We start from the raw sequence: 23,426 nt of genomic DNA, 5'->3' as shown, positions 1-23,426 counted from the left end.
GGATGCCGCGGCCAAGCCTCCATGGACGGATTCACGGCGTCCCCGCAATCCGACACCACCCCGCCATCCCACGGAATGCCCGCTGTTGCTGTTGCTTCGGCTGTTGCTTCGGCTGTTGCCTTGGCTCCGGCCTCTGCGGGTGCCGGGCGCAGCCCGGCCAGACCCCTTACTCTGCCGGCTTGGCAGCCGCACTCGCGGCGACACTCGCTGCACGCCGTGACAGCACGGCTTCGCGGTGGGCAATGTAGGCGTTGGCGGCGAGGATGATGCCGGCGCCAACGATCGTCCAGCGATCAACCGTCTCGGCGAACAGCAGCCAACCGCACAAGGTCACCAGCGGCAGCTGCAGGAAGCTGATCGGGGTCAGCGCGGAGACCTCGCCCAGGCGCAATGCACGCGTCCACAGCAACTGTCCGATGGTACCCAGCACGCCGGTGGCCAGCAGCCAGACCCAGGCGATGCCGGCGGGCCAGACCCAGACGAACAATGCCGGTATCAGTGACAGCGGCACCCAGAACACGTAGGTGTAGAGCACCACGGTGTCGGCGCTGTCGATGCGGGTGAGCTGCTTGATCTGGATCGCCACCAGCGAGCTGAGCACGGCGGCAGCCACGGCGATCAGGCTGCCGGACGTGAAGCCGGCAGTGCCCGGCCGTACGATCACCAGCACGCCGATGAAGCCGACCACCACTGCCGCCCAGCGTCGTACGCGGACCTTTTCGCCCAGCCACAGCACGGCGGCGATGGTGACGAACAACGGCGTGGAGTACGACAGCGAAACGGCCTGTGCCAGTGGCAGGTGGCCCAGCGCCCAGAACGCGCACAGCATCGACCCTAGGCCGATCGCGCTGCGCACGAAATAGCGCGGCAGCTGCTGGGTCTTCAACGGCGCGTGGCCCGGGCGCAGCAACATCGGTAGCAGCGCAAGCAGGCCGAAAGCATTGCGGAAAAACGCTACTTCCTGGGTGGGCACGTAGCGGGTGGCGTAGCGGATCGCCACCGCCATCAGGCCGAACGCCATGGTGCTGCCGAGCATCAGCAGCGCCGCCCGCAACGGGGTGGCGCTGGCGGGTAAGGCCGGCGTGCTCACCACTGTGCGCCGAGCAGGCGGGGCTCCGGTTCGATCGGCACGCCGAACTTCTCCAGCACCGAGGCGGAGATCCGCCGTGCCAGCGCCAGCAGTTCAGTGCCGGTGGCGTTGCCGTGGTTGACCAGTACCAGCGCGTGGCTGGGCGCAACGCCGGCATCACCCTCGCGGAAGCCCTTCCAGCCACAGGATTCGATCATCCAGGCGGCCGAGACCTTGCGGCGGTCGTCCCGGTCTGCCGGGAACACCGGCAGCTCGGGGAAGTGCTGCAGCAGGACTTCCACCTGTTCCAGCGGCAGCACCGGATTCTTGAAGAAGCTGCCTGCATTGCCCAGCACATCCGGGTCGGGCAGCTTGCGGCGACGGATCGCGATCACCGCATTGGCGACGTCCACCGCACTCGGCAGTTCCACGCCCTGCGCCTGCAGTTCTTCGCGGATGCCGGCGTAGCCCATGCGCAGGTCGTGCAGCAGTGGCAGCTTCAGTTCAATGGCGGTGATCAGGTAGCGGTCCGGTTGCTGCTTGAACACGCTGTCGCGGTAGGCGAAGCCGCACTGTTCGTTGTCCAGCCGTACCCAGGTCTTTTCCTGGCAGTCCCAGGCCTCCACGGTCTGGATGAACTCGCCGACCTGGGCGCCATAGGCACCGATGTTCTGGATTGGCGATGCACCGGCCGTACCAGGAATCAGCGCCAGGTTTTCCAGCCCGGACAGGCCTTCCTGGAGCGACCACATCACCAGCCCGTGCCAGGACACGCCGGCGCCGGCGCGGATCACGGCGTGATCCGCGCGATGTTCAAGGAAGGTGATTTCGCGGTTGCCGAACACCAGCACGGTGCCCGGCAGGTCATCGGCGATCAGCACGTTGCTGCCGCTGCCGAGCACCAGCAGCGGGCCATCGGCTACCTCCGGCAGGGCCAGGACCTCCGGCAGCAGCGCGGCATCGTGCAGTTCCAGCAATTGCGCGGCGCTGGCCTGTACGTGGAAGGTGTTCAGGGCCTGCAGCGGGGAGTTGCGGGTGAGGGTCCAGCGCAGCGGGGCTGCAGTGTTGTTGATGTCGTCCATGGGGGTACTCACAGCGGTGCCACCGCGCCGCGGCTGGGCGCCTCGCGTCGGCGCCGGATCGCCTCCACACAATCGGCGACCAGCGCCGGGCCCTTGAAGATCAGACCGCTGTAACACTGCACCAGCGCCGCACCGGCGGCCATCTTGGCCACGGCGTCGGCACCGGACAGGATGCCGCCGACACCGACCAGCGGCACCGATTCGGGCAGGCGCGCGCGCAGGCGGCGCAGCACCAGGGTGGACTGCTCCAGCACCGGTGCGCCGGAAAGCCCGCCGGCTTCATTGGCGAGCGGATCACCGGCAACCCGGCTGTGGTCGATGGTGGTGTTTGTTGCGATCACGCCGTCCACCTGCAGTTCGCCCAGCACGCGCGCGGCGGCGTCGATGTCGCGCTCGCTGAGGTCCGGCGCCACCTTCACCAGCATCGGCACACGCCGGCCATGCTGCGCGGCCAGCGCTTCCTGGCGATCACGCAGCTGGCTGACCAGCTGCCGCAGCGCGGTCTCTTCCTGCAGCTCGCGCAGGCCAGCGGTGTTGGGCGAGGAGATGTTGACGGTGATGTAATCGGCCAGCGGGTACACCTTGTCCATGCAGGCGATGTAGTCATCGGCGGCCTGTTCGTTGGGGGTGTCCTTGTTCTTGCCGATGTTGATGCCGAGCAGGCCGCGCCGGTTGCGCACGCGTTCGACGTTGCGCACCAGCGCATCCACGCCCGCGTTGTTGAAGCCCATGCGGTTGATGATCGCATTGTGCGCCGGCAGCCGGAACAGGCGCGGCTTCGGGTTGCCGGCCTGCGGTCGCGGCGTGATCGTGCCGATCTCCACGAAGCCGAAGCCCAGCGCGAACAGTGCATCGATGTGCTCGCCATTCTTGTCCAGGCCGGCGGCAAGGCCGACCGGATTGGGGAACGTCAGCCCGAACACCGTGCTGGGCATCGGCGCGATGCGTGCGGCCACCAGCGGCGTGGTGCCGGTGCGAAAGGCCAGGTCCAGAGCGGACAGGCCGAGACCGTGGGCGCGTTCGGCGTCGAGCGAGAACAGGAAGGGGCGGGCAAGCGAATACATGCGTAGGTTTCAGTCCAGCGTGCCGAGGAAGGCTCGGGTTCGATATTCAAAAGCGACCTGGCCGTCGACCGCGTGGGCGGCGAACAGGTCCTGCAGCGCAGCCAGCATCGGCGCGTGGCGCGGATGGCCGGGCTGCGGCGCGTAGGAAGAAGACAGCAGGCGCCCACGCAGGGCGTCCAGGTCCAGGTGCTGCACGTTCGGCAGCTGCACCATGCCGCGCAGGCCGGAACCGAACCAGGCCTGCATGGTGGCGTCGTCCTGGTAGCGTTCGGCCACCGCGGTGTAGTCGGTGCCGTAGTCCAGCAGCAGTTGTTCGTAGGCGACCAGGAACGGGCTGGCATCGAGCAGGCGCGAGTTCCAGTAGATAAGCGCCAGGCCGCCGGGGCGCAGGATGCGCTGCCACTCGGCGCGCACGGCTACGGTGTCGAACCAGTGGAAAGCCTGCGCGGCACTGACCAGGTCAACGCTGGCATCGGCCAGGCCGGTGGCCTCGGCGCGGCCATCGACGGCGGAGAACTGCGGATACTGCGGCGCCAGCCACTGTTCGGCGGCGGCGCGCATCGCCGCGTTGGGTTCAACGGCGACCAGTGGATGGCCGGCGGCCAGGAACTGCCGGCTGGAGATGCCGGTGCCTGCGCCGATGTCGGCGACCAGCGCATCGGTTGCCACGGCCATCGGGCCATGCAGCCAGTCCATCAGCGCGGCTGGATAGTCGGGGCGGTAGCGGACATAGTCCGCGACGCGGCTGCTGAAGCGTTCAGTGCTGTCCGGGGAGGTCATCGTGCTCACCAGCGCAGTCCAGGTTTGGCGTCGGCACCGGCCGCCACCATCGCGAAGATCAGGATGGCCACCAGGCCCACCGCAGCGAGGATGTTCAGCCAGCCCATGATCAGCCCGGCCAGGGCCATGCCATCGCCGTCCTGTTCGCCAGCACGGCGGCGGATCTCGGCGCGGGCCAGGTGCCCGGTGATGATGGCAACGAGGGCGGCGACACCCGGCAGCACGGTCCAGCTGCAGATGCCCGCGATCAGGCTGACCACGGCCAGGGCGTTGCTCTGTCGGGGTGGCACGCTCATCGAGTCCTCCGTGGCGGTGCCTACATGATAGTGCCTCTGCCCTGGCAATCCCATGGGCAGTGCCCTGTAGAGCCGAGCCCATGCTCGGCTGACGCTTCGGCTGGTACGGCATCGCCCGCGCTGCGCGCGCAAGCCGAGCGTGGGCTCGGCTCTACAGATTCAGCCCATCAATACCTGGCCGCCATCGACGTTGAGCACGTGGCCGGTGATCCAGCGTGCCAGCGGCGAACACAGGAACAGCGCGGCATCGGCGATCTCGCGCGGTTGGCCGAAGCGGCCGAACGGAATCTTCGCCAGGGTGCCGTGGTACAGCGCCGGATCTTCGACACGACGGCGATCCCACAGACCATCGGCAAATTCGATCGAGCCCGGAGCAATGGCGTTGACCCGGATCCGATCCGGGGCCAGCGCCAGCGCCTGCGAGGTGGTGTAGTGCGAGAGCGCGGCCTTGGCCGCTGCATACGGTGCGCCGCCGGGACGCGGCTGCTGCGCGGCGATCGAGGACAGATTGAGGATGCAGGCATCGGGCGAGGCGCGCAGCCACGGCAACGCAAGGCGCGATGCGCGGACAGCCGCCATCAGGTCGATCTGCAGGCTGGCGGCCCAGCCGTCTTCGTCATCGGCCATGCCGTAGCCGGTGGCGTTGTTGACCAGCACATCGATGCCGCCGAGCGTATCGGCAGCGGCCTGCAGCCAGGCGCCTATGCGGCCAAGGTCGCCCAGATCTGCGGCGAAGGTGTGCAGCTGCGTGCCCTGCGCCTGCGCATCGGCCTGCAGGGCATCGAGGCCGGCCTGGCCGCGCGCGCAGACCGAAACCTGCGCACCGGCGCCGGCAAACGCCAGCGCCAGTTCGCGGCCGATGCCCTTGCTGCCACCGGCGATCAACACCCGGCGGCCGGTGAAATCGAGGGTCGGAGCCCCTGCGGGGATCCGGCCCTGAGTGGTCGGCACGGCATGGGTCGGATCCCCGGAGGGGCTCTGACCCATGTGCATGGCCGGACCGTTTGCCATCACAGGTCGAACTTGATGCCCTGGGCCAGCGGCAGCGAATCCGAATAGTTGATGGTGTTGGTCTGGCGGCGCATGTAGACCTTCCATGCATCCGAACCAGATTCGCGACCACCGCCAGTGTCCTTCTCGCCACCGAAGGCGCCACCGATTTCCGCGCCCGAGGTGCCGATGTTGACGTTGGCGATGCCGCAGTCCGAACCGGCCGCCGACAGGAAGCGCTCGGCTGTTTTCAGGTTGGTGGTGAAGATCGAGGACGACAGGCCCTGCGGCACGCCGTTCTGCATCTCGATGGCTTCGTCCAGCGTGCTGTACTTCATCACGTACAGGATCGGCGCGAAGGTCTCGTGCTGGACGACCTCGTCGCTGTTCTTCAGCCCGGTGACGATGGCCGGCAGCACGAAGTTGCCGGCGCGGTCGATGCGCGTGCCGCCGGTTTCGATGGTGCCGCCGCTGGCCTTGGCCTTTTCGATCGAGGCCAGGAACTGCTGTACGGCACCGTCGCTGTTGAGCGGGCCCATCAGGTTGGCCGGGTCGGTCGGATCGCCGATCTTGCCTTCCACCTGCTTGTACGCCTTGACCAGCGTGGCCAGCACGTCGTCATGGATGGATTCGTGCACGATCAGGCGACGGGTGGTGGTGCAGCGCTGGCCGGCGGTGCCGACCGCACCGAACACGATGCCGGGGATCGCCAGCTTCAGGTCGGCGGTTTCGTCGAGGATGATCGCGTTGTTGCCGCCCAGTTCCAGCAGGCAACGGCCGAGGCGATGCGCAACCTTCTCGGCGACCGTACGGCCGACCTGGGTGGAACCGGTGAAGCTGATCAGCGGCACGCGCTTGTCGGCCACCATCTTTTCCGACAGTGCGGTGCCTGCATCGTTGATCAGGAAGAACAGGTCCGGGAAACCGGCATCCCGCAGCGCTTCATTGCAGATGCGCATCGAGGCGATGGCGGTCAGCGGGGTCTTGTTGGACGGCTTCCACAGGCAGATGTCGCCGCAGATGGTGGCCAGGAACGAGTTCCATGCCCACACCGCGACCGGGAAGTTGAACGCGCTGATGATGCCGACCAGGCCGAGCGGCTGGTACTGCTCGTACATGCGGTGGCCCGGGCGCTCGGAATGCATGGTGTAGCCGTACAGCATGCGGCTCTGGCCCACGGCGAAGTCGGCGATGTCGATCATCTCCTGCACTTCGCCGTCGCCTTCCGGCTTGCTCTTGCCCATTTCCAGCGCAACCAGCGAACCCAGGGCATCCTTGTGCTTGCGCAGCGCTTCGCCGCACAGGCGCACGGCTTCACCGCGACGCGGGGCGGGGGTGGTGCGCCAGACCTTGAAGGCTTCCTGCGCGCGAGCGATGACGGTTTCGTACTCGGCTTCGGTGGTGGCGCGGACCTGCGCGATCGGCTCGCCGGTGGTCGGGTTGATCGGGGTGATCAGTTCACCGCCGGTAGCGCTCGACCACTCCCCGTTGCCCAGGTAGGTGCCAGCGTTGATCGCGTCCAGACCAAGGGACTTGAGCAGCTCGGAAGACATGCAGACTCCTGTGTTTCGTTACGTAGTGTTTGGTGCCGTCGCGGGCAGGTGGGGGCGCGACGAACTGAGCCGCCGATGGTAACAGAGCGACCCGAACTACCATGGTGCGCCGCGCCAGTGGCAGCGGTGTGGCAGATGAATGCTTGGAGGGCAGGGCGGCTTGCCTGTAAACTTGGCGGCTTCATGGCCCCGTAGCTCAGCTGGATAGAGCGTCCCCCTCCTAAGGGGAAGGTCGCCCGTTCGAATCGGGCCGGGGTCACCAGAATCAAAGGCTTACGCTAGTTCGCAACTGCTTGCGTTGGTCTATTCGGCCGTATTTAGGACACGTTGTGGCACAGGTGGCACACGGCTGATTGCGCGCCAATGCAGATGGGCACCTCACGGGTGCCCATCTTGCGTCGCGCTCGTCTAGAAAAAGTAGTTACGCCCAGATAGGCACGTACTCGGTGAATTTTCTTGAGGTGTTCTCAGGATCTGCCGCCTTGATCATGTTCTTCTCCAGCGCTTGTTGGATTAGGGTGGAGATCATCGATCGGTTCTTCTCGGCAACCTTTAGGCGCTCCCTCAACGACTTGTTGGTCATCGTTCCATTCGAGACATGTCTTAGTACTGCGTGTTGATAGCAAGCGGCCAAGCGTTCTGCTTGTGACATTTCCGAATAGGTTCGAGGCGAGAAAAGCGTCACGCGGAAGTAGTTGTCGCCGGTCTCGAACTTGATGGGCGGGAGGCCCCACATTTCGGATTGAAGTCCGACTTTGATCAAGCCTGAGCCAAGTTCTTCGCAAATCTTGTAGCGCCGATAAGCTTTAGCCAATACCTCGTTACGAGACTCCGGCTGGGTCCCAATGAGTCGATCAAGTCTTTTGGACGGAAGCAGTGTTCCTGGGTTTGTTACGGTAATTCGATCCGAGTAGATTTCGATCATCGGGCCAGATCCGCCGATCATGAAATCCTGATGGATAAGAGCATTGGCGATCAACTCTCGTAGTGCTAGCTCAGGATAGACCGTTCGTTTAACTCGAAAAGCGCGCTCGATTACTTCGCTCTGAGGGAGCTGTGACATCACGAAATCGAGCAGACCTTTGAACCCAACGGCGTAGCCCTTCGATCCTTCTATTTCCAACTTCAGCTGCGTTTTGTCGTTGCCGTTGTAGACAATAACTCGGGCAGCCTTACGCGATAGGGAAGGGAAGTTCTGGAGTCGTTTGGCTAGGGAGATTGCTCCAAGATTTGTGATGTAGAACCCGTCTTCTACAGTGCCAATTACGAATCCTTCTGCAATTGCCCAAGACCATAGCTCGTCGGAATCTCGCGGTTGGGGTCGTTCAAGAGCCTCGAAAATAGACGAGAAATCCAGGGCGGCGCGTACTTGATCCGCGTCCATCAATGGTGACGCGTGCAGTTCCTCCCAGCGCGGAGTCCGGCTATTAAGCAAGAGGTTTCCCACTTCTTGCCTAGAGGCTTTCCTGGTCGTTCCTCCAGAGCGTACGAAGGTCTCATCGATTGCCCTTCCCTTTGCGTGAACGGGCTTGGTAGTCGACTCAGGCACTCGCACGATCAGTACAGGCTTTCCCTCGAAGTCAACGACAGCGTGATCGATCGCGACGACTGGCTCCAAGCCCTGCCTGCCTACATTCGAAAGTTTGTTCAGAATCGTCTCGATCTGATCATCTGTGACGCCGATCACTTCACAACTGTCGGTGATTCCGAAGACGAAATGACCCCCTCCGGGGTAGTTGGCGAAGGCAGCGACATGCTCTGCGACGCGGGAACCCTTTCCCGACAGATCTGCCTTCCAGTCGAGCTCATTCAGCTCATGCGGAGGGTTGCCCATGCTGGCGCCCAGTAGGCCGTACGCTCGATTGATCCATGCTGCGGCCATGCCGTTTCTCACTCAATTAAAAATATACATTTATATCAATGACTTGCGTTGCCCCTCCTGTCGTGACTGACAAAGAGGATCTCTGCGACTCAGAGCTGCGTCCGTAAGGACAGGCTGCGTCGCTTTGGCAAGTGAGAGCATAGCTGAGCTAAGAGAAAAGCCAACCCATTCAGGTCTTTCGCCTGGCAGGGCGCTCAGAACCTCAGGCTCTCTACTGCTGCTGCGGCTCCGGCTGGAGTGAGATGGGCGTAGTACTTCTCCGTCGTTGCGTAGTCGGCGTGCCCGGCGAGAATTTGAACCCGTCGAAGTGGGACTCCGGCCATCACCATATGAGCGCAGAACGTATGACGGAGGCGGTGGAGGTGTCCGCCAACTCCAGCCAGCTCCGAATCCTTCTTGAACCAGTCCGACACGGTGTCCTTGTGTACGGTTACCAGCGGATCTGGCAGGCGGCGCAACGCCCACCTGGCATAGCGGTTGAGGGGAACCTCCCGCCACTTCCCTGATTTTGTCCGACCTTCACCGTTCTCGTCCGGGTCGCTCTCCACCAGCAGGCGCCCTGCCACGACCGAGCTTTTCTCCAAGCCGATGATCTCGCCCCGCCGTAGGCCGGTGTGGGCCATAAAGAGCCACAGTGGCGCCCGGACAGGGTTTGCCCGATACAGCCGGCGCATCGCCGCGCGGTCATAGAACTTGACTGCCACGCTCCGCACGCCGCGAGGCGCCTTCACAGACGCGAGCGGGTTCACGTCCAGCTCTTTCCATTCGACGCCGCGGTTGAACGCCGCCTTCAGGCGTCGAATCTCCTTCCCCACAGTTTCCTTTGCCGCCTTGTCGTCCAGTAGCCTGGCGCGCTTGTACTGTTCAACCTCGACCGCGCGGATGCTGTCGATCGGCCGGTGGCCGAAGCGCTCGATGAAGCGCTTCACCTCGCTCCTGGCCTTCGAGATCGTGGTCGGGTGCTCGGCCTCGTACCAGTCCAGATACCACTCCAGGTAGTCGCGAACCTTGGGCAGGCGCGCCAAGATCCGGACGCCATGGGTCAGTTCTGCTTCTTTCGCGGCACGTATTCTCTCCGCCTCACGGGCGTCAGGTTGCCCAATGGACCGGCGAAAGCGCTCGCCGCCTTCCGCCCAGTCGAGGTAGGCCTTGCTGCCGCGCCAGTAGAGTCGAACCTTTGCCATTCCTCTGCACCTTCGATCGCGGCATAGAGCGCCGCCTTTTCGTACAACTGCTTTCCCATGAAGCGCCTGGGCGTGAGCCCATAGCCCATGGCGTTCTTCCTGAACTGGCTGTTGGAGACGCCGCAGTAGTGCGCGGCTTCTTCGACCGTCAGCCAATCCTTCCCTGTTAGGTCGAGCTTTTCAGCGGCGCCCATGGGCACCTCCCGCCGTCAACCTCCTGCCGGCCTGCTGCTCGGCCAAGCCAAGGTCGAACTGCACCACGTTGTCAGGAACGGCCGGCCCTGCCGGCGCGCGCGCGCTGCGCGTTGGCCGGTTGATCCGGCGCCATTCGGCCAGAGCTGCATCGGCGTCGCCCTTCTTGCTGGTCGACCTGCAGCAGCATTCCACCAGGTGGCCACCACCGGCGTTGGTGCAGCGCATGTCGTGGATGTGGCGCGCGCGGTGGCCGGCGGCGCAGTTGGGCAGGCCTTCGGGATGGCTGATCTGCTTCTGTGTCATGGCTTTTCGCACTCCGCAATGTGGGTTTCCAGCTTTTCCAGCAGGAACGCGGCCTGTCCGGACCTGTGGCGCCTGTCGTATTGGTTGAGTTGGGGTGGAGCGTCACGCAGCCACTGCAGCGGCAGGACCAGCCAGCGCGGATCGAAGGGGAGCCGGGCGCGCGGATCCACTTTCTTCACCAGCGGCACGCAGTCCGGCCCGGCCCAGTCTTCGGGGTCGCCGCACCTGGTGCAGATGCGGTTCTGGAACACGTGCTCCTTCTCCGGCTGCGGGACGCGCGGCTTGTCGAACAGGGCGCGGATCACCAGGCCGCGCTGCGGGCCGTAGTAGACCTGTTCCGCGTTGGCCTCTGCCCAGCAGCCCGGCGCGAAGTCGTCCGCGTGGCGGTACTCCCAGCGGGCCACGTGAGCCGAGTAAAGCTCGGCCATCAGGGTGTCGGCCCAGGCGCGGACCTGGTTGGCGGCAACGGGACCGCCGGCGGGATCGATGCGTCGCATGGCGGCGACCACCGCAGCTACCGGCGATGACGCCTTGGTGGCGTCGGCCACGGCGGCTGGGCCAATCGGGAACTGCGCCGCGCTCACGCTGCCACCGCCATGCCCACTGGCACCGGGTCCAGATTTGCAGTTATAAGCGCGCAGAACGGCGGAGGGCTGACGCTGTTGCCGACCATACGCACTGCGGCGGTAGTAGTGATCGGTCGACCATCGGCCGTGCGATCGATGATGTAGTCCGGGGGGAAGCCCTGAGCGTTGAACAGCTCCCGCTTTACCAGCATGCGGTAAAGAATGTCGATGCGGTATTCGATCAGCACCGGCTCGGCCACGGCCATATCGCCGCCCTTGGCAGTGGTGATGGTGCGCACCGGGTCGCTGGCGAGCCTGACGCCGGCCGAGCTGGAATTGCACGTGCTGACGACGACCGGCTCAGCCAGGCCGAAGCGGCACTTAGTCGTCATGGTCGGGATTGGTTTGCTACAGGGCTGCCCTGTGGTTCCGCTGCCGCTGCCGTAGTACGGGGCAATGATCGGTTCCGCCAGGTTGCCGGCACCACCGGTAAGGATCGTCGGCGCCGGCTCATCGACAGAGCGAGCCCCACGGCCGCCAGCAGAGTTGTGCCGGTGGACGATGATGGGACGGACGAAGTGCGGGCGAGCACAGCCTGGCCGATCACTGCCTGCGCCGCCGGTCGTGATCGTCGGGATCGGTCTACACCCCACCTCACGCGCCACGCCGCCGCTGCCGGTCGCAAGTATCAGGCCTGTCTTGTGGCCGAACCGCTGCGCGATCTCGTCAGCCTGCTGCGGGGTGACGCGAAGGTCTGGCTGCTTGCCATCGCGCAGAGCTACCAGCGCATCCAAGTACGGTTGCGGCCAGTTCCCTCGCTGGGCACCGGAGAGGAGGCGCTTGATCGTGTTGGGGCGCAGAGGGCGCTTCCTGGAGAAGATGGACGTTCCGGGCAAATCCCAATCGATGCTGTCGGCTGCCACCTTCATTCGTTCGCGGGCGGAGGGGCCTGCGTGCGACGGCTCTGGCCAACGCACTGCCTCACCGTCGCGGCGACCTACCATGAAAAGACGCACGCGGTCGGTGCCGGCGCCAAAGTGGCTCGCGTCCAGTCGGCGCCAGTCGACGGTATAGCCCTTGCTTCGAAGGGCGGCGATGAACTGCCTCCAAGTCCGGCCCAGGTGGCGCTTGTCGGGCACCAGCTGCTGGTTGCCAACCGGCACACGCTCGCCGCGCGCTGCGACAGTCCCGTCCATCTTGATGACGCGCCCGGTCACCTTGCAGCGCTTTGCAACGAGCGGTCCCCACGTCAGGATCTGCCACACGTTCTCCATCGAGACGATCCGCGGTGCGGTGTTGGTGTCATTTCGCTTGTCAGCTGCCAAGAGCTGGCCGATCCACTTCAACCCGACCCACGACAATGCGCGGATCTTGCGGCTGCGTGGTTGGCCGCCTTTTGCCTGGCTGAAGTGCGTGCAGTCCGAGCTGAAGTGCAGCCAGCCAACAGGGCGACCGGCAACGTCCACACACGGGTCGGCGTGCCAAATGTCCTCGCGATGGTGGATGGTGAACGGGTGGTTTGCCGCGTGCATGCCGATGGCTTGCTCATCATGGTTGTAGGCCAACGCCGGATCGACGCCCAATGCGTCCTTGATGGCTTGGCTGGCGCCGCCACCGCCGGCGAACAGGTCCACCGAGATTTCGCCAGGCCGCAGGCGCGAGCGCTGCGGCGCGGGGAAGTTGAAGGAGCGGGAGCCGTCAGCCATGAAGTGGACCCTCAAAGTTGCCGCGGCCGCAGGCGGTGCGGGCGGGGTGATAGAGTCGGGCGACCGAAGCGATTGGAGCCCGATCACAATGAGTGCAGCTGACGAACAGGATCGAGATGCGTTTGCGTTGGAGGCGGATGGCAGGATCGCCACAGTGCAACTTCATCGAACGGAAGCTGGCTGGTCCGTTCACGTGATGGTCTTGGACCATCCAGATGCGGATACGGTGTTCCTCGGTCACGGTTTTGGCCCTATTGCGAGCCTTGAACAAGCGCGCGAGGTGGGAGCCACAAAAGCGACTGCCCTGCTTGGAGGGGCTGATCGAGTTGGCTTTTGGCTGAGAGCCGCTGCATATGAGCGCGCTCTTGATCCTGGGAACTTCGATGCTGTTGTGGAGGCAATCGATAACGATGGAAATGTCAGCGATCGTCAATTCATCAAGATCTTGAACGGAGGCAACCAGAGCCAAATCACTGCTCTGGAGACTGCGCGGCATGCGCTGCAGCACGTGGGGGGAGTCAACGATCAGGGGAAGATATTTACCTGACACAGGGCGGCTCTTGGGTCTCGATGAACGGCGGAAGTGGGTAGCCGACTTGTGGAAGTCCGGCTGGCGCGCAGCCCGGTTACTCGGGCGGGCGGTTGCTCAGTGGGTGTCGTCTGCGGGCAGCGGCGCGCGGTGTCGCTCTGCCGCGCGTTGTCGCATTTCCCTGCGGAAGGCGGGCCAGTTGTGCCGTAGGTCGCGCACGCCGCACCAGGTGAAGTAGGCGATACCGGCGCCGACGGGCAGGAGAAAGGACGCGGCGCCGGCGTAGATGGCGCGCGCGAGCAGCGCCAGCAGCAGTGCGACGATGACGGCGCAGTAGAAGGGCAGGGCCAGGTGGCGCATCACTTGCCCTCCACTTCAGTGATGAAGTCGCGCAGCTTTCTGCTGGAGGTGGCGGGCAGCGCCACGTAGGCACGGTCCACGATGACGTGATGCTGGCCGGCGTTCTCGCTGAAGGTGGGCGCACCGTCGGCGGAAGCGAACATGACCATGACCCTGGTGCCCTTTGTGCGACGCCAGCCCGAGACGCTCCAACCAGCCGGATCCCGCATGGCACGCAACCGCATGCCGCAGCCGGGGACTTCGATGACGGCGAAGTCTGGAATGGTGGAGGCGGTCATGCAGCACCGCCTTGGGCGCGCGCTGCACTGCGGACGGCGGCGACGGCGCCTGCAGCGCTCTGGCCGTGCCGCAGGACGGCATTGGCGGCGATGCTGGCAGCGACGACGACCTGAGAGGGGAGAAGGCCCCAGCGGCGCCCAGCGCGGGCGACGATGCCTGCGGCGGCAGCGGCGCGCTGTGCCTGGGAGTGGTTGGCGATGACGGCGCTCATGCGGCGGCGTCCTGGCTTTCGCCGCGCAGCTGCTTGGCAGCGGCGATCAGGGCGCGCGCTGCGGCGGTTGCCTCGTCGGCGGTGTAGTAGATCCGGGCGGCGCCGAAGTTCTGGACGACCTTCCCGCTGACCGTGTCAGCCTTGGCGGTGCCGGGGGCTGTTTCGGTGTTGAGGGCCAGAGTGGGCATGTGTGATCTCCTGCGCCCGGCCCCGGGATGGGGTGGTGTTGGGCGACGGAGCCAACATTAGCCGCAGGCTATTTCATCGTCAATAGCCTAAAGCTAATATTTTTATGAATGCGGCAATAGCCAACGAAAAAGCCCCGCTTAGCGGGGCTCGATCTTTGTCCCAATTTGGGACGCCACTTAGAACTTCCGCAGACCTGCGTGGATCAGGGCCTTGCCGAGGATGCTCACATCGCCTGGATCTGGCCGATAGGCGGGGAAGTCCGTGTTGACGCTGACCACGTAGAGCCCATCGCCGCGTTTCTGCAGCATCTTGATCTGCGTCTCGCCACCTACGTTGATTAGGTAGTAGTCGTCGCCGTCGAAGTAGTCGCAGCTCGTGTCGATCCACACAATGTCGCCGTCTTCCAGCTTGGGCCGCATGGAGGGCCCCCTGCCAGTGATGAGCTGGATGCGGCCAGGCTGGGGCAGGTAACCGAGCTTCCTGCGCACCTCCCATTCGGCGACCTCGATGGTCTGCACTACCTCCGGGTAGTCCTGGTTGACCATCCCTGCTCCCATCCCCGCACTCCCTTCAAACAAGTCGAAGCGAACATAGCCGGGGGGCGTCTCAGTCTCTAAGACCCTTGCGACTGGGTTCTCAGAGGCATCGTGCTGGGTGTCCATCCAGCCGTCTTGCAGGCCAAGTGCGGCCTCAATTGCGCGCGCTGAGCTGCCAGACATGACCCTTGGCTTGCCGGTGGCGGCGTTACGGCTCCGGTTCACCCATTGGCTCACTTGGGCAGGGTTCTTGATCCCCGCTGCGTCTGCGAAGTGGCGCTGCCCGCCCTTGGAAGCGATAAGGGCTAGCAGGTTCTCGTGGCGAATATCGTCGATTGGGCGCATTCCCCAATTGGATAGCGAAAGGCTATTCAAGCCAACGAGCTTTTGGCTATTGTAATCCGAATAGCCAGAGGCTAATGTTTGGCCTATGGACCTACTCACCTACATCTCCGATATGAGTCGCCGTGCCGCTCTCGCGGAGGCGTGCGGCACCAGCCCCGAGTACTTGTGGCAGATCGCCACTGGATGGCGAGGGAAGCGCCCAAGTCCGAAGCTTGCCTTTGCAATTGAGCGTGAGTCGACGCGGCTCGGGCCTGCGACAGTCCTCAAGGAACCGATGATTTTTGGTCATGCGGGGCAGGGCGGCATCAAGCAGATCGCCCAGATCGTAGATAGCCGCATGAGCAAGCGTGCGCTGCGCGCCAAGCTGGGCCTGAGCACCGACAAGCAACTGGCCAAGGTGCTGAAGCTGCCGGCAGAGCAGATCGAAACCTGGGCGGATGACGCCCCAGTCCCCGCTGTCCCGCAGGTTTTGCGCTTGCTCGGCATCGAAGATCCGCCGCCGTCCTTGGCGCCCGTGATCCATGACCCCGACGCGAACCGCATTGCTCCCGTCGATACCGCTTGAAAGGCCATCCATGGCCGTCGTCCCTGAATTGTTGATCTCCATGGCGCCAATCCTGCGCCACCCGAGCACAGCCCGAAACCTTGAAAAACCGTCCCTCCCAAGGTGACCCATGACCTGCCGCACATCCGCTCTCAACTGGCTCGACGTTCTCTACAACTCCGTGCGCAAGACGCCCGGCGGTGTCGTGGACGCGGCCGTATTCCTGGCCGACCGTCGCGGCAAGTCGATGCACCCCGAGACCCTGCGCGCGAAGTTGCGCGGGCTTGAAGGGGAATCGGTGACGATGGAAATCGCCGAACTGCTGACTGAGTGGATGCAGGAGAAGGCAGGCGGCAGCGATTACGCCCTGGACTGGATGCAGGCGCTGGCCGGGCAGTTCGGCATGGCCGTCGCTACGGTTCCGCCGCCGCCGGAGGGCGGCTGGTCGGACGAGATCGGCGCCATCCAGACGAAGTTGCTGGAGATCACCACGCGGGTGGGGCGCTTGTCTGGCACGGCGGTGGAGGCAATGGCCGATCACCACATCGACAGCGACGAAGCCAAGTTGATGGTGGAAGAAGCCAACTCTCTGATCACGATGGCACACCGGCTGATCCGCAACGTGTCGCGCGCTGCAGCAAAGGGGAGGGTGCGTCGATGAACCATCCCGCTCGCTCCACCGATCCCAGCACCAGCCACGAGGCGGCCAACTACATCGTTGCCACTGGCGTCCAAGGTGACCAACAAGCCGCAGCAGCTTCCGCCGTGCGTCGCTTCCCGGGCCTGACAAGCCTCGAACTGGCGAACGAGACGGGCATCTGCCGATACGTGCTCGCTCGACGCCTTCCCGAACTGGCAGAAACCGGCCGCGTGTGGCGGGGCCCGAAGAAGCCTTGCCCAGTGTCTGGCCGCAGTGCCTGCACCTGGTGGCCGGTGGCTCGGGGCCAAAACATGACGCTGGGGCTCTGACATGTCGACCATCATCATGTCGCAGTGCTGGCCGCTGCAGGGCCTGAGCGTCACACAGAAGGCTGTGTTGATCTCGCTGGCTGACCAAGCCAACGACGACGGCGTGTGCTGGCCGGCGGTGGGCACCATCGCCGCGCGCTGCTGCATGTCGCCGCGCGCTGTCCGCACCGCCATGGATCATCTGGAAGTCGTGGGCCTACTGACCCGCGACCGCAGGTTCAACAGCAGCACTGTCTACAACGTCACCCCGGCCAAGTTCGACAAGGCCGCAGCGCCATCGAAGGGCACTCGCAAGACCGGAAAAGCCGGTACTGCATCGGGCGCAGGTGCTGCGCCCCGTGCAGGGGGTGCGCCCGATGCAGGTGGGGATGCGCCCCGTGCAGGTGGGGATGCAGCGGGCGCAGGTCTGGAGGTGCGCCCCGTGCCGCCTAACCGTCATATAACCACCAATGAACCGTCAGAAGAACCGTCATCTCCGGCGGGCCTGTCGGCCGCGCCGCCGGTGGTGGATTCGGAAACGGAGTTGCAGGCCGCGTGCAGGGCGACATGGGCGGCATACGCCAGCGCCTACCGCATCCGCCATGGCGTGGCACCGGTCCGCAACGCGAAGGTCAACGCCAACGTGAAGCAGCTGGTGCAGCGGCTCGGGCATGCCGAAGCACCGGCCGTCGCCGGGTGGTTCCTGACCGTCAACGAGCGCTACGTGGTGCAGAACATGCACGACCTGGGCTCGCTGCTGTCGAAGTGCGAGGCCTACCGCACGCAGTGGGTCACCGGCAGGCAGATGACCGCGACCAGCGCCCAGCAGCAGGACCAGACCCAGAGCAACGCCAACGCCGCAGACGAGGCCAAGGCCAAGCTGCGCCAGCTGAGGGGGGCGACCAATGCTCACTGACGCCGAGCAGGATCAGCTGGTGGACATGCTGGCCTCTACTGCCGAGGTCATGGGCGAGAAGATCAGCCCCAACGCGGCGACGTACATGGTGCTGGATCTGGCCACCTATCCGCTGCGCGTGCTGGCCGAGGCGCTGACCGCCTGCCGCCGCGAGGTAAAGGGTCGGCTGAGCCTGGCCGCGATCATGGAGCGAATTGACGACGGGCACCCGGCACCGAACGAAGCGTGGGCTGTGGCGATCCGGGCCGCTGACGAGGCGGTGACCGTGGTATGGACCGAGCAGACCAGGGACGCATGGACGGCGGCGCTGCCGCTGGTCGAGGAGGGCGACAAGATCGCAGCCCGGCAGGCGTTTCTGGAGGTGTACGCCCGGTTGGTGAAGGGCGCGCGCGCTGTGGGTGGCTGCGCCGTCTATCAGCCGTCGCTGGGCCATGACGCGAGTGCCCGCGCCGCAGCGCTGCAGCTGGCGGTGGATGCTGGCCGCTTGGCGCACGAACAGGTAGCCGATCACCTGGCGCTGCCGCCGGCCACGCCCGCATTCAATCCGCTGGCCCTGCTCGCCGGCCGAGTGGAGGCGAGCCCGGAAGCGACCGAGCGCACCCGGAAGCACCTGGCCGAAATCGCCGAGCTGTTCGGCCCCGCTCAGGACGCAGCGGCATGAGGCAGGACCACGTCGAACTGGAGGTGCGCCCTGTGTCCGAGCCGGTGGCGGTGGCCGGCTGGTATTTGGCCTATGGCTACGGGATCAAGCCGCTGGTGCTGTACGCCACCCGTGGGGCGACCGTTTGGCGCGATGGTTGCCGGCAGATCCCGATCACCCGGTATGCCGGCCCGATTCCGGAGCTGCTCTGATGTGGTCGAACGCACCGCCGCCGACGAAGGCAGAGGCAGCGCGCATCGAACTGGCGAAAACGGGACCGTGCATGGCCTGCCTCGTTCGCTACGCGCAAGGCCTGATGGCGAAGAAGCACGTGGTCTACGGCTGCGAATACAACCACGCCAAGTCGGGGAACATCCGGCGCGGCCATTTCTTCGGCTATGCGCTGTGCCAGTGGCATCACCAGCGCTACCGCAGCGAACACATGACGCAGAAGCAAATGGTGGCCCGCTGGGGCCCACCTCTGCACTGGTCCAAGAAATTCCACGAGGCGTTCGGATCGGACGACGACCTGATCGCACAGCAGACCTACATCAACGAACTGAGGGCGGCAGCATGAAGACAACGAAGAAACTGGCACCGAGGTTGAACCCTCAGATCGCGCCCAGGGAGCGGCGGATGGACCACAACACGGTGTCCCGTCCCAAGCGAAGGAAGCCCGGCACGCTGGCGGCCGGCCAAGTCGAGACGGTAGAGCAGTTCGAGGCCCGTGGCGGCCAGGTGCAGCGACTTCCGGCCAGCTGGGAGCAGGCAGCATGAGCGAACTTGAAAGGAACGCGCGAAGCCTGCTATGCGAGGCCATGGAACTGGCGGCAGACGGAGTCACGGCCGAGCTGATGATGGATCTTTCGATCCCGCAACTCGGCATCGTCCCGACGGCCGCCGCGCTTCGAGCGATCCGCATGGCATTGGCCTACGACTGGAAGCCCATCGCAGGCGCACCGCAGGACGGCAAGCGGCTGATGCTGTGGGACTCGGTGAGCAAGCGACCGGTGTTCGGCAGCTGGCGCGGGGACAACCCGGCGATCACGCACTATGCGGCCGAGCCGGCCGGTCCGGACGCGGCCTGATGAACGCAATCAAGAAGCCGGCGCGATCGCGCGCTGCACAAGCACACCACCAAGGGGAAGGCGCATGCGAATGAACGATGCACGGGAACTGCTGTCCAGCCGGACGGGCCCAAAGACCATGAGCTTTGATGGGAGTGCGGGCGGCCCGACCACCCAAGAGATCGTGGCCGCACTGGCGTACGTGCCGCACGGGCTGGGGCATGAGCTGCTGCAGACAATGTGGTGGCCCGAGAGTGGGCAGCGCCGCCGCGAACAGCTGCGCCAGGCCGTCATCGCTTTGGTGGCGCCCGAGTTCACCCGCCAGATGCACGAACTGGCCGACGCTCGCACGCACTTCGGCATCGCCAAGGCCAGCATGGGCTGGTGCGGCGGGATGGTCACCGAAGTGCAGCGTCGCGAGCTGCGTCGCGCAGAGAAGGCGCTGGACGACGCGCGCGCTGCGACATGGCCGAACAACACGATGGAGCAGCTTGGGGTGCTGGCCGGGGCCGTGATCGCTGAGATGGTCGGTGCATGCGAGTGCGAGCGTTGCGGCGGCAGAAAGATCGTTCCCGATCCTGCGGGCGCAGGTGTCGTGAACTGCGGGGACTGCGGCGGAAGTGGTTGGGAGGCGCTGAGCGGCCGAAAGCGTGCAGGCGCCATCGGCGCGGATTGGTCTGCGTACAGCCGGTTCTGGCGCCCGGTCTACGAGTGGATGCTTGCCAACTTCCGCGCTGCTGAGGCGCGCGCTGCAAGGCAGTTCAGCAAGGCACTCACGATGGCGGCCTAACGATGACTTCCTAGGTCATCGAACTAGGCGGCAATCTTGCCACCATCCAATCGCAAGCCCCGGCCCAGCCGGGGCTTTTTCTTTGCCCGCGTCCCAGCCGGACAAACTCTCGTGCCCAGCCGGCGCCAGGGGCGGGCACCCATCAACCGGGAGGGGCTTATGCCGAACCGGACAAGTCACGGGGCCACCATGAAGGACGAGATCATCAGCACTGCGGCCGGCGCCGTGGCCAAGGCCGCACCGCCGGTAACCGTTGCCGGCGCCGTCGCTGCGGGCGCGGATCTAGACCGCGTGGTGGTGGTTTTGACCATCGTCTATCTCGTCGGCCAGATCGCCTACCTCGGTTGGCGCTGGGTCCGCGAGTGGCGGCAGAGGGCGCAGGCATGAAGGCGAAGATCATCGGCGGCACTGCTGCAGCCGTAATTGCCCTGTCCGCCGCTGTGCTGGTCAAGCCGCGTGAGGGCTACGCACCTACTCCCTACATCGACATGGTCGGTGTGGCGACGTACTGCTACGGCGATACGGGCAAGCCGAACAAGGCGCACTACACCGAGGCCGAGTGTGCTGCCAGGCTCAACAGCCGCCTTGGCGAATACCTAGCGGGGATACAGGCCTGCATCCATGTACCGCTGGAACAGCACGAGTGGGCAGCGCTGCTGAGCTGGTCCTACAACGTGGGGACCACCGCAGCCTGTGGCTCCTCGCTGGTGCGCAAGATCAACAGCGGGCAACCGGCCTCTGCGTGGTGTGCAGAGCTGGACCGGTGGGTCTATGCAGGTGGAAAGCGCGTGCAGGGACTGGTGAACCGTCGAGCGGCTGAGCGCCGGATGTGCGAGGGCCGGTCGTGAATCGCATCGCTATCGCCATCTTGGCATTCGCCATTTGGTCCACAGCCATGTTCGGCACTGGCTGGGCATGGCGCGGTGACCGATCTGAAGGTGCAGCCGCCAACCAACGCGCCGCCGGCGCTGAGGCAGTGGCCGACCAGGTGAACAAGACCCGCGCCACCGAGCAGAGCAAAGCCCTGCAGCTGGCCGACATTGGAGCCAAGCATGAAGAAGACCGGACTGCGGCCGAGGCCGTCCCTGCTGCTGTTGTGGCTGGCCTGCGCAGCGGCAATCTCCGCCTGCGCGACGACCTCGCTACCTGCCATACCGCTCGCCTGTCCGAAGCCGCCGCCGGCGCCGTCGAACGTGATGCGCGCGCCGAACTACGTCCAGAGGTTGTCGGAGCTGCTGTTCGAATCGTCACCGACGCCGAAGACCACATCCGGGCCTGCCAAGCCGTGATCCAAGCGGATCGCGATCAGCAGTAGCCACCACCAGAATCCCACTCTTACTTGAGGGCCGCCATGTGCGGCCCTCTGCCGTTTTGGTGTCCCGGATAGGCCGTGGCACCGATTACCGCCGTAATGGCAACAACCAGGAGCAATTCAATGAGCAAGAACGAGCACATGGACGACAAAGTGATGCAGCGCGCAGGCGGCGGCACGATCGATCAACCGATGGACGAGAGTGGCTGGCAGGTCAGCGGCAGTGTCATCAATAAGGATGGCCGCCCGGTAGGTGCGAGCTTCTCCGGCAACATCAACGGCACTGCTGTCAGCGGGGAAGCAAAGAAGGGCAACGCATTCGTGAAGGTCGGCGCTGACGACTCCTTCCTGCGTCTGAACTACGAGAACGAGCGCGTTTCCGGCACGATCGGCTACGGCGTGGGCACCGAGGAAGCTCGTCTGAGCGGCACCTTCGACAGCAACGGTAACCTCTCCGGCTCCGCCAAGGTCCAGTTCAAGGACACCACGATCGACCTTTCGCCGGCAAGCGTGGGTGTCACTTACAAGTTCAACGAGCACTGGTCCGGCAGCGTCCGTCAGGAGTTCGGTGGCGGCTTGGGCATCGATTTCAAGGGTAGTTCGTCTTTCGGTGCAGGCACCAGCTTCAGCCTTAGCCTGGGCGCGTCGGGCGGCGGTGGCGGCTCGTGGGGTGTGAACGCCAAGTTCCAGCTGATCCTTCTGGCGAACTAAGGCTGTGCCCGGTCAGCGAAGTCGCTGGCCGGGCAACATCTTCCAAGCAGATCGAAAAGGGATGACCTGTGCTGATCGTGACAGCTGCCGAGGCCTCTGATGGGTAGCTCAGATGGCACGAGGCGCCGCATCCTGGCGCTTGGCCGGTTGAAGACCGGCGAGATGAACAAGACAGAAGCCGCGTATGCCGAACGGCTGCGCGCGCTGCAGGCTGCCGTCGAGATCCAGTGGCACCGGTTCGAGGGCCTGAAGCTGCGGCTGGCGGACAACACCTTCTACACGCCGGACTTTGCCGTTTTGGAGGCCGACGGTGTCATGGCTTGCCATGAGGTGAAGGGCCACTGGCAGGACGATGCAAGGGCCAAGATCAAGATTGCCGCCGCCATGTACCCGTTCCGCTTCATTGCGGTGAAGGTCAAGCCCAAGCGGGACGGCGGCGGCTGGGCTGTGGAGGAGTTCTGATGGCTGGAGCGGTGACGACTTCCGTCCGCATGCGCTGGTGGCTGCGCTGCTACCTGGCCGCAGTGGTGTGGTTCGCCAGGGTTACGGGCATGGAACCGGAATGGGACCGGGTCGAGCGGTGGATTCGCCGCGGCCTGTTCCTGCGAACAACGAGGTTTGCTGATGGACGTTCCACGGATTGAAGACGTGGCGGCAGCACTCGCCGCTGAGCAGGCTGCGCGCGCTGCAGCAGTCACCGCCTTGGCCGCGCGCATCGATGGCAGCACAGACGCACGCATTGATCGACTGGTCGGGATCATGGAACAGCAGGGCAAGCAGCTCGCCGAACTGGTGACGCATGTCGGCATGTTGGTGCAGGCGGTCGCGCTCCTGTTGGGCGAGGAGGCGGGTACACCAGTGCAGGACGAAAGCGCCGAGCCCGAGCGTGTCGACTTGGACGGGAACTCGTACTGATGGCAGCAGCCCCTACCCAACGCCGCGGCAGGACACGACAGACCGGTGGCAGCGCCTTCGCCCACCTGTATGGCACCGCGCGCTGGCAACGCACACGCAAGGTGCAACTGGAGCGTGAGCCGCTGTGCAGCAAGTGCAAAGCGCGAGGCCACGTGACAGTGGCGACGGTGTGTAACCACACCAATGGGCATCCGGCCGGAGAGACCGAGGAGATGTTCTGGACAGGTCCCTTCGACAGCCAGTGCGCCAACTGCCACAGCAGCGATCAGGCGCGCCTTGAGCGTGGTTCTGCGCAGATCCGTGGGTGTGACAACGATGGCTGGCCCATTGGCATCTAGCGCGTTTCACGGAAATGTTCCACGAGGGGGTCAAATTTATGGAGGTGGTCGGCTCCTAGACCGTCCGCCCCCCCAAACACGCGTATCCACAATTCGTCGGACGACCCCCTGACGTTCTCAAAACCC

The 23,426-nt window shown here is 64.9% G+C and carries 36 protein-coding genes and 1 tRNA gene; 19 read left to right on the top strand and 18 right to left on the bottom strand.

What is annotated here, in order from left to right; genetic code table 11:
- Positions 1-166 precede the first annotated feature (166 nt).
- The 7 genes from MRBLST15_RS04320 to MRBLST15_RS04290 all read right to left on the bottom strand — a co-directional run bounded on the left by MRBLST15_RS04320 (position 167) and on the right by MRBLST15_RS04290 (position 6,834).
- Entirely contained in the window at positions 167-1,054 is an 888-nt protein-coding gene (locus tag MRBLST15_RS04320; protein WP_265953415.1) for a DMT family transporter, read from the bottom strand.
- A 32-nt stretch (positions 1,055-1,086) separates the two neighbouring features.
- The gene (murB, locus tag MRBLST15_RS04315) at positions 1,087-2,151 is read right to left on the bottom strand and encodes a UDP-N-acetylmuramate dehydrogenase (protein WP_367785326.1); all 1,065 of its coding nucleotides are present in this window, start codon (positions 2,149-2,151) and stop codon (positions 1,087-1,089) included.
- Positions 2,152-2,159: 8 nt separating this feature from the next.
- Positions 2,160-3,215: a quinone-dependent dihydroorotate dehydrogenase gene (locus MRBLST15_RS04310; protein ID WP_367785325.1), complete on the bottom strand. Its 1,056-nt coding sequence runs from the start codon at positions 3,213-3,215 to the stop codon at positions 2,160-2,162.
- A 9-nt stretch (positions 3,216-3,224) separates the two neighbouring features.
- Entirely contained in the window at positions 3,225-3,995 is a 771-nt protein-coding gene (locus MRBLST15_RS04305; protein ID WP_367785531.1) for a class I SAM-dependent methyltransferase, read from the bottom strand.
- A 5-nt stretch (positions 3,996-4,000) separates the two neighbouring features.
- Positions 4,001-4,291 (bottom strand): DUF4190 domain-containing protein, encoded by a 291-nt coding sequence (locus MRBLST15_RS04300; RefSeq protein WP_025874887.1) that lies wholly within the window; start codon positions 4,289-4,291, stop codon positions 4,001-4,003.
- Positions 4,292-4,450: 159 nt separating this feature from the next.
- Positions 4,451-5,278 carry an SDR family NAD(P)-dependent oxidoreductase gene (locus MRBLST15_RS04295; RefSeq protein ID WP_414716143.1) on the bottom strand — a complete coding sequence of 276 codons (828 nt, stop codon included), beginning with the start codon at positions 5,276-5,278 and terminating at the stop codon, positions 4,451-4,453.
- A 23-nt stretch (positions 5,279-5,301) separates the two neighbouring features.
- Positions 5,302-6,834, bottom strand: a complete 1,533-nt coding sequence (locus tag MRBLST15_RS04290) for an aldehyde dehydrogenase family protein (RefSeq protein ID WP_367785323.1) — start codon at positions 6,832-6,834, stop codon at positions 5,302-5,304.
- A 185-nt stretch (positions 6,835-7,019) separates the two neighbouring features.
- On the opposite strand from MRBLST15_RS04290, the gene MRBLST15_RS04285 reads away from it, so the two are divergent.
- A tRNA-Arg gene (locus MRBLST15_RS04285) sits at positions 7,020-7,096 on the top strand.
- 159 nt (positions 7,097-7,255) lie between these two features.
- On the opposite strand, the gene MRBLST15_RS04280 is transcribed toward MRBLST15_RS04285, so the two are convergent.
- The 6 genes from MRBLST15_RS04280 to MRBLST15_RS04255 all read right to left on the bottom strand — a co-directional run bounded on the left by MRBLST15_RS04280 (position 7,256) and on the right by MRBLST15_RS04255 (position 12,670).
- Complete coding sequence (locus tag MRBLST15_RS04280) at positions 7,256-8,716, bottom strand: ATP-binding protein (protein WP_367785322.1); 1,461 nt, start codon at positions 8,714-8,716, stop codon at positions 7,256-7,258.
- A 194-nt stretch (positions 8,717-8,910) separates the two neighbouring features.
- Entirely contained in the window at positions 8,911-9,741 is an 831-nt protein-coding gene (locus tag MRBLST15_RS04275; protein WP_367785321.1) for a tyrosine-type recombinase/integrase, read from the bottom strand.
- A gap of 17 nt (positions 9,742-9,758) precedes the next feature.
- Positions 9,759-10,094 (bottom strand): hypothetical protein, encoded by a 336-nt coding sequence (locus tag MRBLST15_RS04270; protein WP_367785320.1) that lies wholly within the window; start codon positions 10,092-10,094, stop codon positions 9,759-9,761.
- Positions 10,081-10,398: a hypothetical protein gene (locus tag MRBLST15_RS04265; RefSeq protein WP_367785319.1), complete on the bottom strand. Its 318-nt coding sequence runs from the start codon at positions 10,396-10,398 to the stop codon at positions 10,081-10,083. The genes MRBLST15_RS04270 and MRBLST15_RS04265 overlap by 14 nt, the downstream gene beginning before the upstream one ends.
- The gene (locus MRBLST15_RS04260) at positions 10,395-10,982 is read right to left on the bottom strand and encodes a hypothetical protein (protein WP_367785318.1); all 588 of its coding nucleotides are present in this window, start codon (positions 10,980-10,982) and stop codon (positions 10,395-10,397) included. The genes MRBLST15_RS04265 and MRBLST15_RS04260 overlap by 4 nt, the downstream gene beginning before the upstream one ends.
- Entirely contained in the window at positions 10,979-12,670 is a 1,692-nt protein-coding gene (locus tag MRBLST15_RS04255) for a DNA cytosine methyltransferase (RefSeq protein ID WP_367785317.1), read from the bottom strand. The genes MRBLST15_RS04260 and MRBLST15_RS04255 overlap by 4 nt, the downstream gene beginning before the upstream one ends.
- Between MRBLST15_RS04255 and MRBLST15_RS04250 the strand changes: the two genes are divergently transcribed.
- Positions 12,669-13,217: a hypothetical protein gene (locus tag MRBLST15_RS04250; protein ID WP_367785316.1), complete on the top strand. Its 549-nt coding sequence runs from the start codon at positions 12,669-12,671 to the stop codon at positions 13,215-13,217. The genes MRBLST15_RS04255 and MRBLST15_RS04250 overlap by 2 nt on opposite strands.
- Before the next feature lie 99 nt (positions 13,218-13,316).
- On the opposite strand, the gene MRBLST15_RS04245 is transcribed toward MRBLST15_RS04250, so the two are convergent.
- From MRBLST15_RS04245 to MRBLST15_RS04225, 5 genes are all read right to left on the bottom strand, one after another.
- On the bottom strand, positions 13,317-13,559 hold the full coding sequence (locus tag MRBLST15_RS04245; RefSeq protein ID WP_367785315.1) for a hypothetical protein: 243 nt from the start codon (positions 13,557-13,559) through the stop codon (positions 13,317-13,319).
- Positions 13,559-13,837: a hypothetical protein gene (locus MRBLST15_RS04240; RefSeq protein ID WP_367785314.1), complete on the bottom strand. Its 279-nt coding sequence runs from the start codon at positions 13,835-13,837 to the stop codon at positions 13,559-13,561. The genes MRBLST15_RS04245 and MRBLST15_RS04240 overlap by 1 nt, the downstream gene beginning before the upstream one ends.
- Positions 13,834-14,049, bottom strand: coding sequence for a hypothetical protein (locus MRBLST15_RS04235; protein WP_367785313.1), 216 nt, complete (start codon positions 14,047-14,049; stop codon positions 13,834-13,836). The genes MRBLST15_RS04240 and MRBLST15_RS04235 overlap by 4 nt, the downstream gene beginning before the upstream one ends.
- Positions 14,046-14,237: a hypothetical protein gene (locus tag MRBLST15_RS04230; RefSeq protein WP_280883804.1), complete on the bottom strand. Its 192-nt coding sequence runs from the start codon at positions 14,235-14,237 to the stop codon at positions 14,046-14,048. The genes MRBLST15_RS04235 and MRBLST15_RS04230 overlap by 4 nt, the downstream gene beginning before the upstream one ends.
- Before the next feature lie 177 nt (positions 14,238-14,414).
- On the bottom strand, positions 14,415-15,119 hold the full coding sequence (locus MRBLST15_RS04225; RefSeq protein WP_367785312.1) for a S24 family peptidase: 705 nt from the start codon (positions 15,117-15,119) through the stop codon (positions 14,415-14,417).
- 85 nt (positions 15,120-15,204) lie between these two features.
- Between MRBLST15_RS04225 and MRBLST15_RS04220 the strand changes: the two genes are divergently transcribed.
- The 17 genes from MRBLST15_RS04220 to MRBLST15_RS04140 all read left to right on the top strand — a co-directional run bounded on the left by MRBLST15_RS04220 (position 15,205) and on the right by MRBLST15_RS04140 (position 23,300).
- Positions 15,205-15,684 (top strand): hypothetical protein, encoded by a 480-nt coding sequence (locus tag MRBLST15_RS04220; RefSeq protein WP_367785311.1) that lies wholly within the window; start codon positions 15,205-15,207, stop codon positions 15,682-15,684.
- A 109-nt stretch (positions 15,685-15,793) separates the two neighbouring features.
- Positions 15,794-16,324, top strand: a complete 531-nt coding sequence (locus MRBLST15_RS04215) for a phage regulatory CII family protein (RefSeq protein ID WP_367785310.1) — start codon at positions 15,794-15,796, stop codon at positions 16,322-16,324.
- Positions 16,321-16,632 (top strand): winged helix-turn-helix domain-containing protein, encoded by a 312-nt coding sequence (locus tag MRBLST15_RS04210; protein WP_262204844.1) that lies wholly within the window; start codon positions 16,321-16,323, stop codon positions 16,630-16,632. The genes MRBLST15_RS04215 and MRBLST15_RS04210 overlap by 4 nt, the downstream gene beginning before the upstream one ends.
- A 1-nt stretch (position 16,633) precedes the next feature.
- Positions 16,634-17,527: a helix-turn-helix domain-containing protein gene (locus tag MRBLST15_RS04205; protein WP_265951159.1), complete on the top strand. Its 894-nt coding sequence runs from the start codon at positions 16,634-16,636 to the stop codon at positions 17,525-17,527.
- On the top strand, positions 17,517-18,188 hold the full coding sequence (locus MRBLST15_RS04200) for a hypothetical protein (RefSeq protein WP_265951158.1): 672 nt from the start codon (positions 17,517-17,519) through the stop codon (positions 18,186-18,188). The genes MRBLST15_RS04205 and MRBLST15_RS04200 overlap by 11 nt, the downstream gene beginning before the upstream one ends.
- A complete protein-coding gene (locus MRBLST15_RS04195) occupies positions 18,185-18,379 on the top strand; it encodes a hypothetical protein (protein WP_367785309.1) in 195 nt (64 codons plus the stop codon). The genes MRBLST15_RS04200 and MRBLST15_RS04195 overlap by 4 nt, the downstream gene beginning before the upstream one ends.
- Positions 18,379-18,744, top strand: a complete 366-nt coding sequence (locus MRBLST15_RS04190; protein ID WP_367785308.1) for a Ref family recombination enhancement nuclease — start codon at positions 18,379-18,381, stop codon at positions 18,742-18,744. Before MRBLST15_RS04195 ends, MRBLST15_RS04190 begins: the two co-directional genes overlap by 1 nt.
- Positions 18,745-18,803: 59 nt before the next feature.
- Positions 18,804-18,944: a hypothetical protein gene (locus MRBLST15_RS04185; RefSeq protein WP_367785307.1), complete on the top strand. Its 141-nt coding sequence runs from the start codon at positions 18,804-18,806 to the stop codon at positions 18,942-18,944.
- Positions 18,941-19,255 carry a hypothetical protein gene (locus MRBLST15_RS04180; RefSeq protein ID WP_367785306.1) on the top strand — a complete coding sequence of 105 codons (315 nt, stop codon included), beginning with the start codon at positions 18,941-18,943 and terminating at the stop codon, positions 19,253-19,255. The genes MRBLST15_RS04185 and MRBLST15_RS04180 overlap by 4 nt, the downstream gene beginning before the upstream one ends.
- Before the next feature lie 70 nt (positions 19,256-19,325).
- Positions 19,326-20,024 (top strand): hypothetical protein, encoded by a 699-nt coding sequence (locus tag MRBLST15_RS04175; RefSeq protein ID WP_367785305.1) that lies wholly within the window; start codon positions 19,326-19,328, stop codon positions 20,022-20,024.
- 189 nt (positions 20,025-20,213) lie between these two features.
- Positions 20,214-20,411: a hypothetical protein gene (locus MRBLST15_RS04170; protein WP_117311878.1), complete on the top strand. Its 198-nt coding sequence runs from the start codon at positions 20,214-20,216 to the stop codon at positions 20,409-20,411.
- On the top strand, positions 20,408-20,872 hold the full coding sequence (locus MRBLST15_RS04165; protein WP_367785304.1) for a lysozyme: 465 nt from the start codon (positions 20,408-20,410) through the stop codon (positions 20,870-20,872). The genes MRBLST15_RS04170 and MRBLST15_RS04165 overlap by 4 nt, the downstream gene beginning before the upstream one ends.
- Positions 20,869-21,339 (top strand): lysis system i-spanin subunit Rz, encoded by a 471-nt coding sequence (locus tag MRBLST15_RS04160; protein ID WP_312704271.1) that lies wholly within the window; start codon positions 20,869-20,871, stop codon positions 21,337-21,339. Before MRBLST15_RS04165 ends, MRBLST15_RS04160 begins: the two co-directional genes overlap by 4 nt.
- 120 nt (positions 21,340-21,459) lie before the next feature.
- The gene (locus MRBLST15_RS04155) at positions 21,460-22,047 is read left to right on the top strand and encodes a hypothetical protein (protein WP_312704272.1); all 588 of its coding nucleotides are present in this window, start codon (positions 21,460-21,462) and stop codon (positions 22,045-22,047) included.
- A gap of 162 nt (positions 22,048-22,209) precedes the next feature.
- The gene (locus MRBLST15_RS04150) at positions 22,210-22,509 is read left to right on the top strand and encodes a DUF1064 domain-containing protein (RefSeq protein WP_367785303.1); all 300 of its coding nucleotides are present in this window, start codon (positions 22,210-22,212) and stop codon (positions 22,507-22,509) included.
- A 162-nt stretch (positions 22,510-22,671) separates the two neighbouring features.
- Positions 22,672-22,962, top strand: coding sequence for a hypothetical protein (locus MRBLST15_RS04145; protein WP_312704274.1), 291 nt, complete (start codon positions 22,672-22,674; stop codon positions 22,960-22,962).
- On the top strand, positions 22,962-23,300 hold the full coding sequence (locus MRBLST15_RS04140) for a hypothetical protein (RefSeq protein ID WP_312704275.1): 339 nt from the start codon (positions 22,962-22,964) through the stop codon (positions 23,298-23,300). The genes MRBLST15_RS04145 and MRBLST15_RS04140 overlap by 1 nt, the downstream gene beginning before the upstream one ends.
- The last annotated feature ends 126 nt before the right edge of the window (positions 23,301-23,426 follow it).

The sequence above is a fragment of the Stenotrophomonas sp. LST15-1-1.1 genome (assembly GCF_040815575.1).
In the GTDB taxonomy this organism is placed as follows: Bacteria; Pseudomonadota; Gammaproteobacteria; order Xanthomonadales; family Xanthomonadaceae; genus Stenotrophomonas; species Stenotrophomonas lactitubi_B.
The sequence above is the reverse complement of the archived record's forward strand: the minus strand, read 5'-3'. Positions and strand labels throughout refer to the sequence as shown.

Bases quoted from the DNA above. Each gene is read 5' to 3' on its own strand.
- MRBLST15_RS04295 (WP_414716143.1), bottom strand. From the start codon at position 5,278: ATGGGTCAGAGCCCCTCCGGGGATCCGACCCATGCCGTGCCGACCACT.
- MRBLST15_RS04210 (WP_262204844.1), top strand. From the start codon at position 16,321: ATGAACCATCCCGCTCGCTCCACCGATCCCAGCACCAGCCACGAGGCG.
- MRBLST15_RS04225 (WP_367785312.1), bottom strand. From the start codon at position 15,119: ATGCGCCCAATCGACGATATTCGCCACGAGAACCTGCTAGCCCTTATC.
- MRBLST15_RS04150 (WP_367785303.1), top strand. From the start codon at position 22,210: ATGAACAAGACAGAAGCCGCGTATGCCGAACGGCTGCGCGCGCTGCAG.
- MRBLST15_RS04200 (WP_265951158.1), top strand. From the start codon at position 17,517: ATGCTCACTGACGCCGAGCAGGATCAGCTGGTGGACATGCTGGCCTCT.
- MRBLST15_RS04270 (WP_367785320.1), bottom strand. From the start codon at position 10,094: ATGGGCGCCGCTGAAAAGCTCGACCTAACAGGGAAGGATTGGCTGACG.
- MRBLST15_RS04245 (WP_367785315.1), bottom strand. From the start codon at position 13,559: ATGCGCCACCTGGCCCTGCCCTTCTACTGCGCCGTCATCGTCGCACTG.
- MRBLST15_RS04140 (WP_312704275.1), top strand. From the start codon at position 22,962: ATGGCAGCAGCCCCTACCCAACGCCGCGGCAGGACACGACAGACCGGT.
- MRBLST15_RS04235 (WP_367785313.1), bottom strand. From the start codon at position 14,049: ATGAGCGCCGTCATCGCCAACCACTCCCAGGCACAGCGCGCCGCTGCC.
- MRBLST15_RS04290 (WP_367785323.1), bottom strand. From the start codon at position 6,834: ATGTCTTCCGAGCTGCTCAAGTCCCTTGGTCTGGACGCGATCAACGCT.
- MRBLST15_RS04280 (WP_367785322.1), bottom strand. From the start codon at position 8,716: ATGGCCGCAGCATGGATCAATCGAGCGTACGGCCTACTGGGCGCCAGC.
- MRBLST15_RS04165 (WP_367785304.1), top strand. From the start codon at position 20,408: ATGAAGGCGAAGATCATCGGCGGCACTGCTGCAGCCGTAATTGCCCTG.
- MRBLST15_RS04195 (WP_367785309.1), top strand. From the start codon at position 18,185: ATGAGGCAGGACCACGTCGAACTGGAGGTGCGCCCTGTGTCCGAGCCG.
- MRBLST15_RS04300 (WP_025874887.1), bottom strand. From the start codon at position 4,291: ATGAGCGTGCCACCCCGACAGAGCAACGCCCTGGCCGTGGTCAGCCTG.
- MRBLST15_RS04155 (WP_312704272.1), top strand. From the start codon at position 21,460: ATGAGCAAGAACGAGCACATGGACGACAAAGTGATGCAGCGCGCAGGC.
- MRBLST15_RS04240 (WP_367785314.1), bottom strand. From the start codon at position 13,837: ATGACCGCCTCCACCATTCCAGACTTCGCCGTCATCGAAGTCCCCGGC.
- MRBLST15_RS04205 (WP_265951159.1), top strand. From the start codon at position 16,634: ATGTCGACCATCATCATGTCGCAGTGCTGGCCGCTGCAGGGCCTGAGC.
- MRBLST15_RS04190 (WP_367785308.1), top strand. From the start codon at position 18,379: ATGTGGTCGAACGCACCGCCGCCGACGAAGGCAGAGGCAGCGCGCATC.
- MRBLST15_RS04180 (WP_367785306.1), top strand. From the start codon at position 18,941: ATGAGCGAACTTGAAAGGAACGCGCGAAGCCTGCTATGCGAGGCCATG.
- MRBLST15_RS04265 (WP_367785319.1), bottom strand. From the start codon at position 10,398: ATGACACAGAAGCAGATCAGCCATCCCGAAGGCCTGCCCAACTGCGCC.
- MRBLST15_RS04305 (WP_367785531.1), bottom strand. From the start codon at position 3,995: ATGACCTCCCCGGACAGCACTGAACGCTTCAGCAGCCGCGTCGCGGAC.
- MRBLST15_RS04185 (WP_367785307.1), top strand. From the start codon at position 18,804: ATGGACCACAACACGGTGTCCCGTCCCAAGCGAAGGAAGCCCGGCACG.
- MRBLST15_RS04175 (WP_367785305.1), top strand. From the start codon at position 19,326: ATGAACGATGCACGGGAACTGCTGTCCAGCCGGACGGGCCCAAAGACC.
- MRBLST15_RS04250 (WP_367785316.1), top strand. From the start codon at position 12,669: ATGAAGTGGACCCTCAAAGTTGCCGCGGCCGCAGGCGGTGCGGGCGGG.
- MRBLST15_RS04170 (WP_117311878.1), top strand. From the start codon at position 20,214: ATGAAGGACGAGATCATCAGCACTGCGGCCGGCGCCGTGGCCAAGGCC.
- MRBLST15_RS04255 (WP_367785317.1), bottom strand. From the start codon at position 12,670: ATGGCTGACGGCTCCCGCTCCTTCAACTTCCCCGCGCCGCAGCGCTCG.
- MRBLST15_RS04220 (WP_367785311.1), top strand. From the start codon at position 15,205: ATGGACCTACTCACCTACATCTCCGATATGAGTCGCCGTGCCGCTCTC.
- MRBLST15_RS04215 (WP_367785310.1), top strand. From the start codon at position 15,794: ATGACCTGCCGCACATCCGCTCTCAACTGGCTCGACGTTCTCTACAAC.
- MRBLST15_RS04310 (WP_367785325.1), bottom strand. From the start codon at position 3,215: ATGTATTCGCTTGCCCGCCCCTTCCTGTTCTCGCTCGACGCCGAACGC.
- MRBLST15_RS04230 (WP_280883804.1), bottom strand. From the start codon at position 14,237: ATGCCCACTCTGGCCCTCAACACCGAAACAGCCCCCGGCACCGCCAAG.
- murB (WP_367785326.1), bottom strand. From the start codon at position 2,151: ATGGACGACATCAACAACACTGCAGCCCCGCTGCGCTGGACCCTCACC.
- MRBLST15_RS04145 (WP_312704274.1), top strand. From the start codon at position 22,672: ATGGACGTTCCACGGATTGAAGACGTGGCGGCAGCACTCGCCGCTGAG.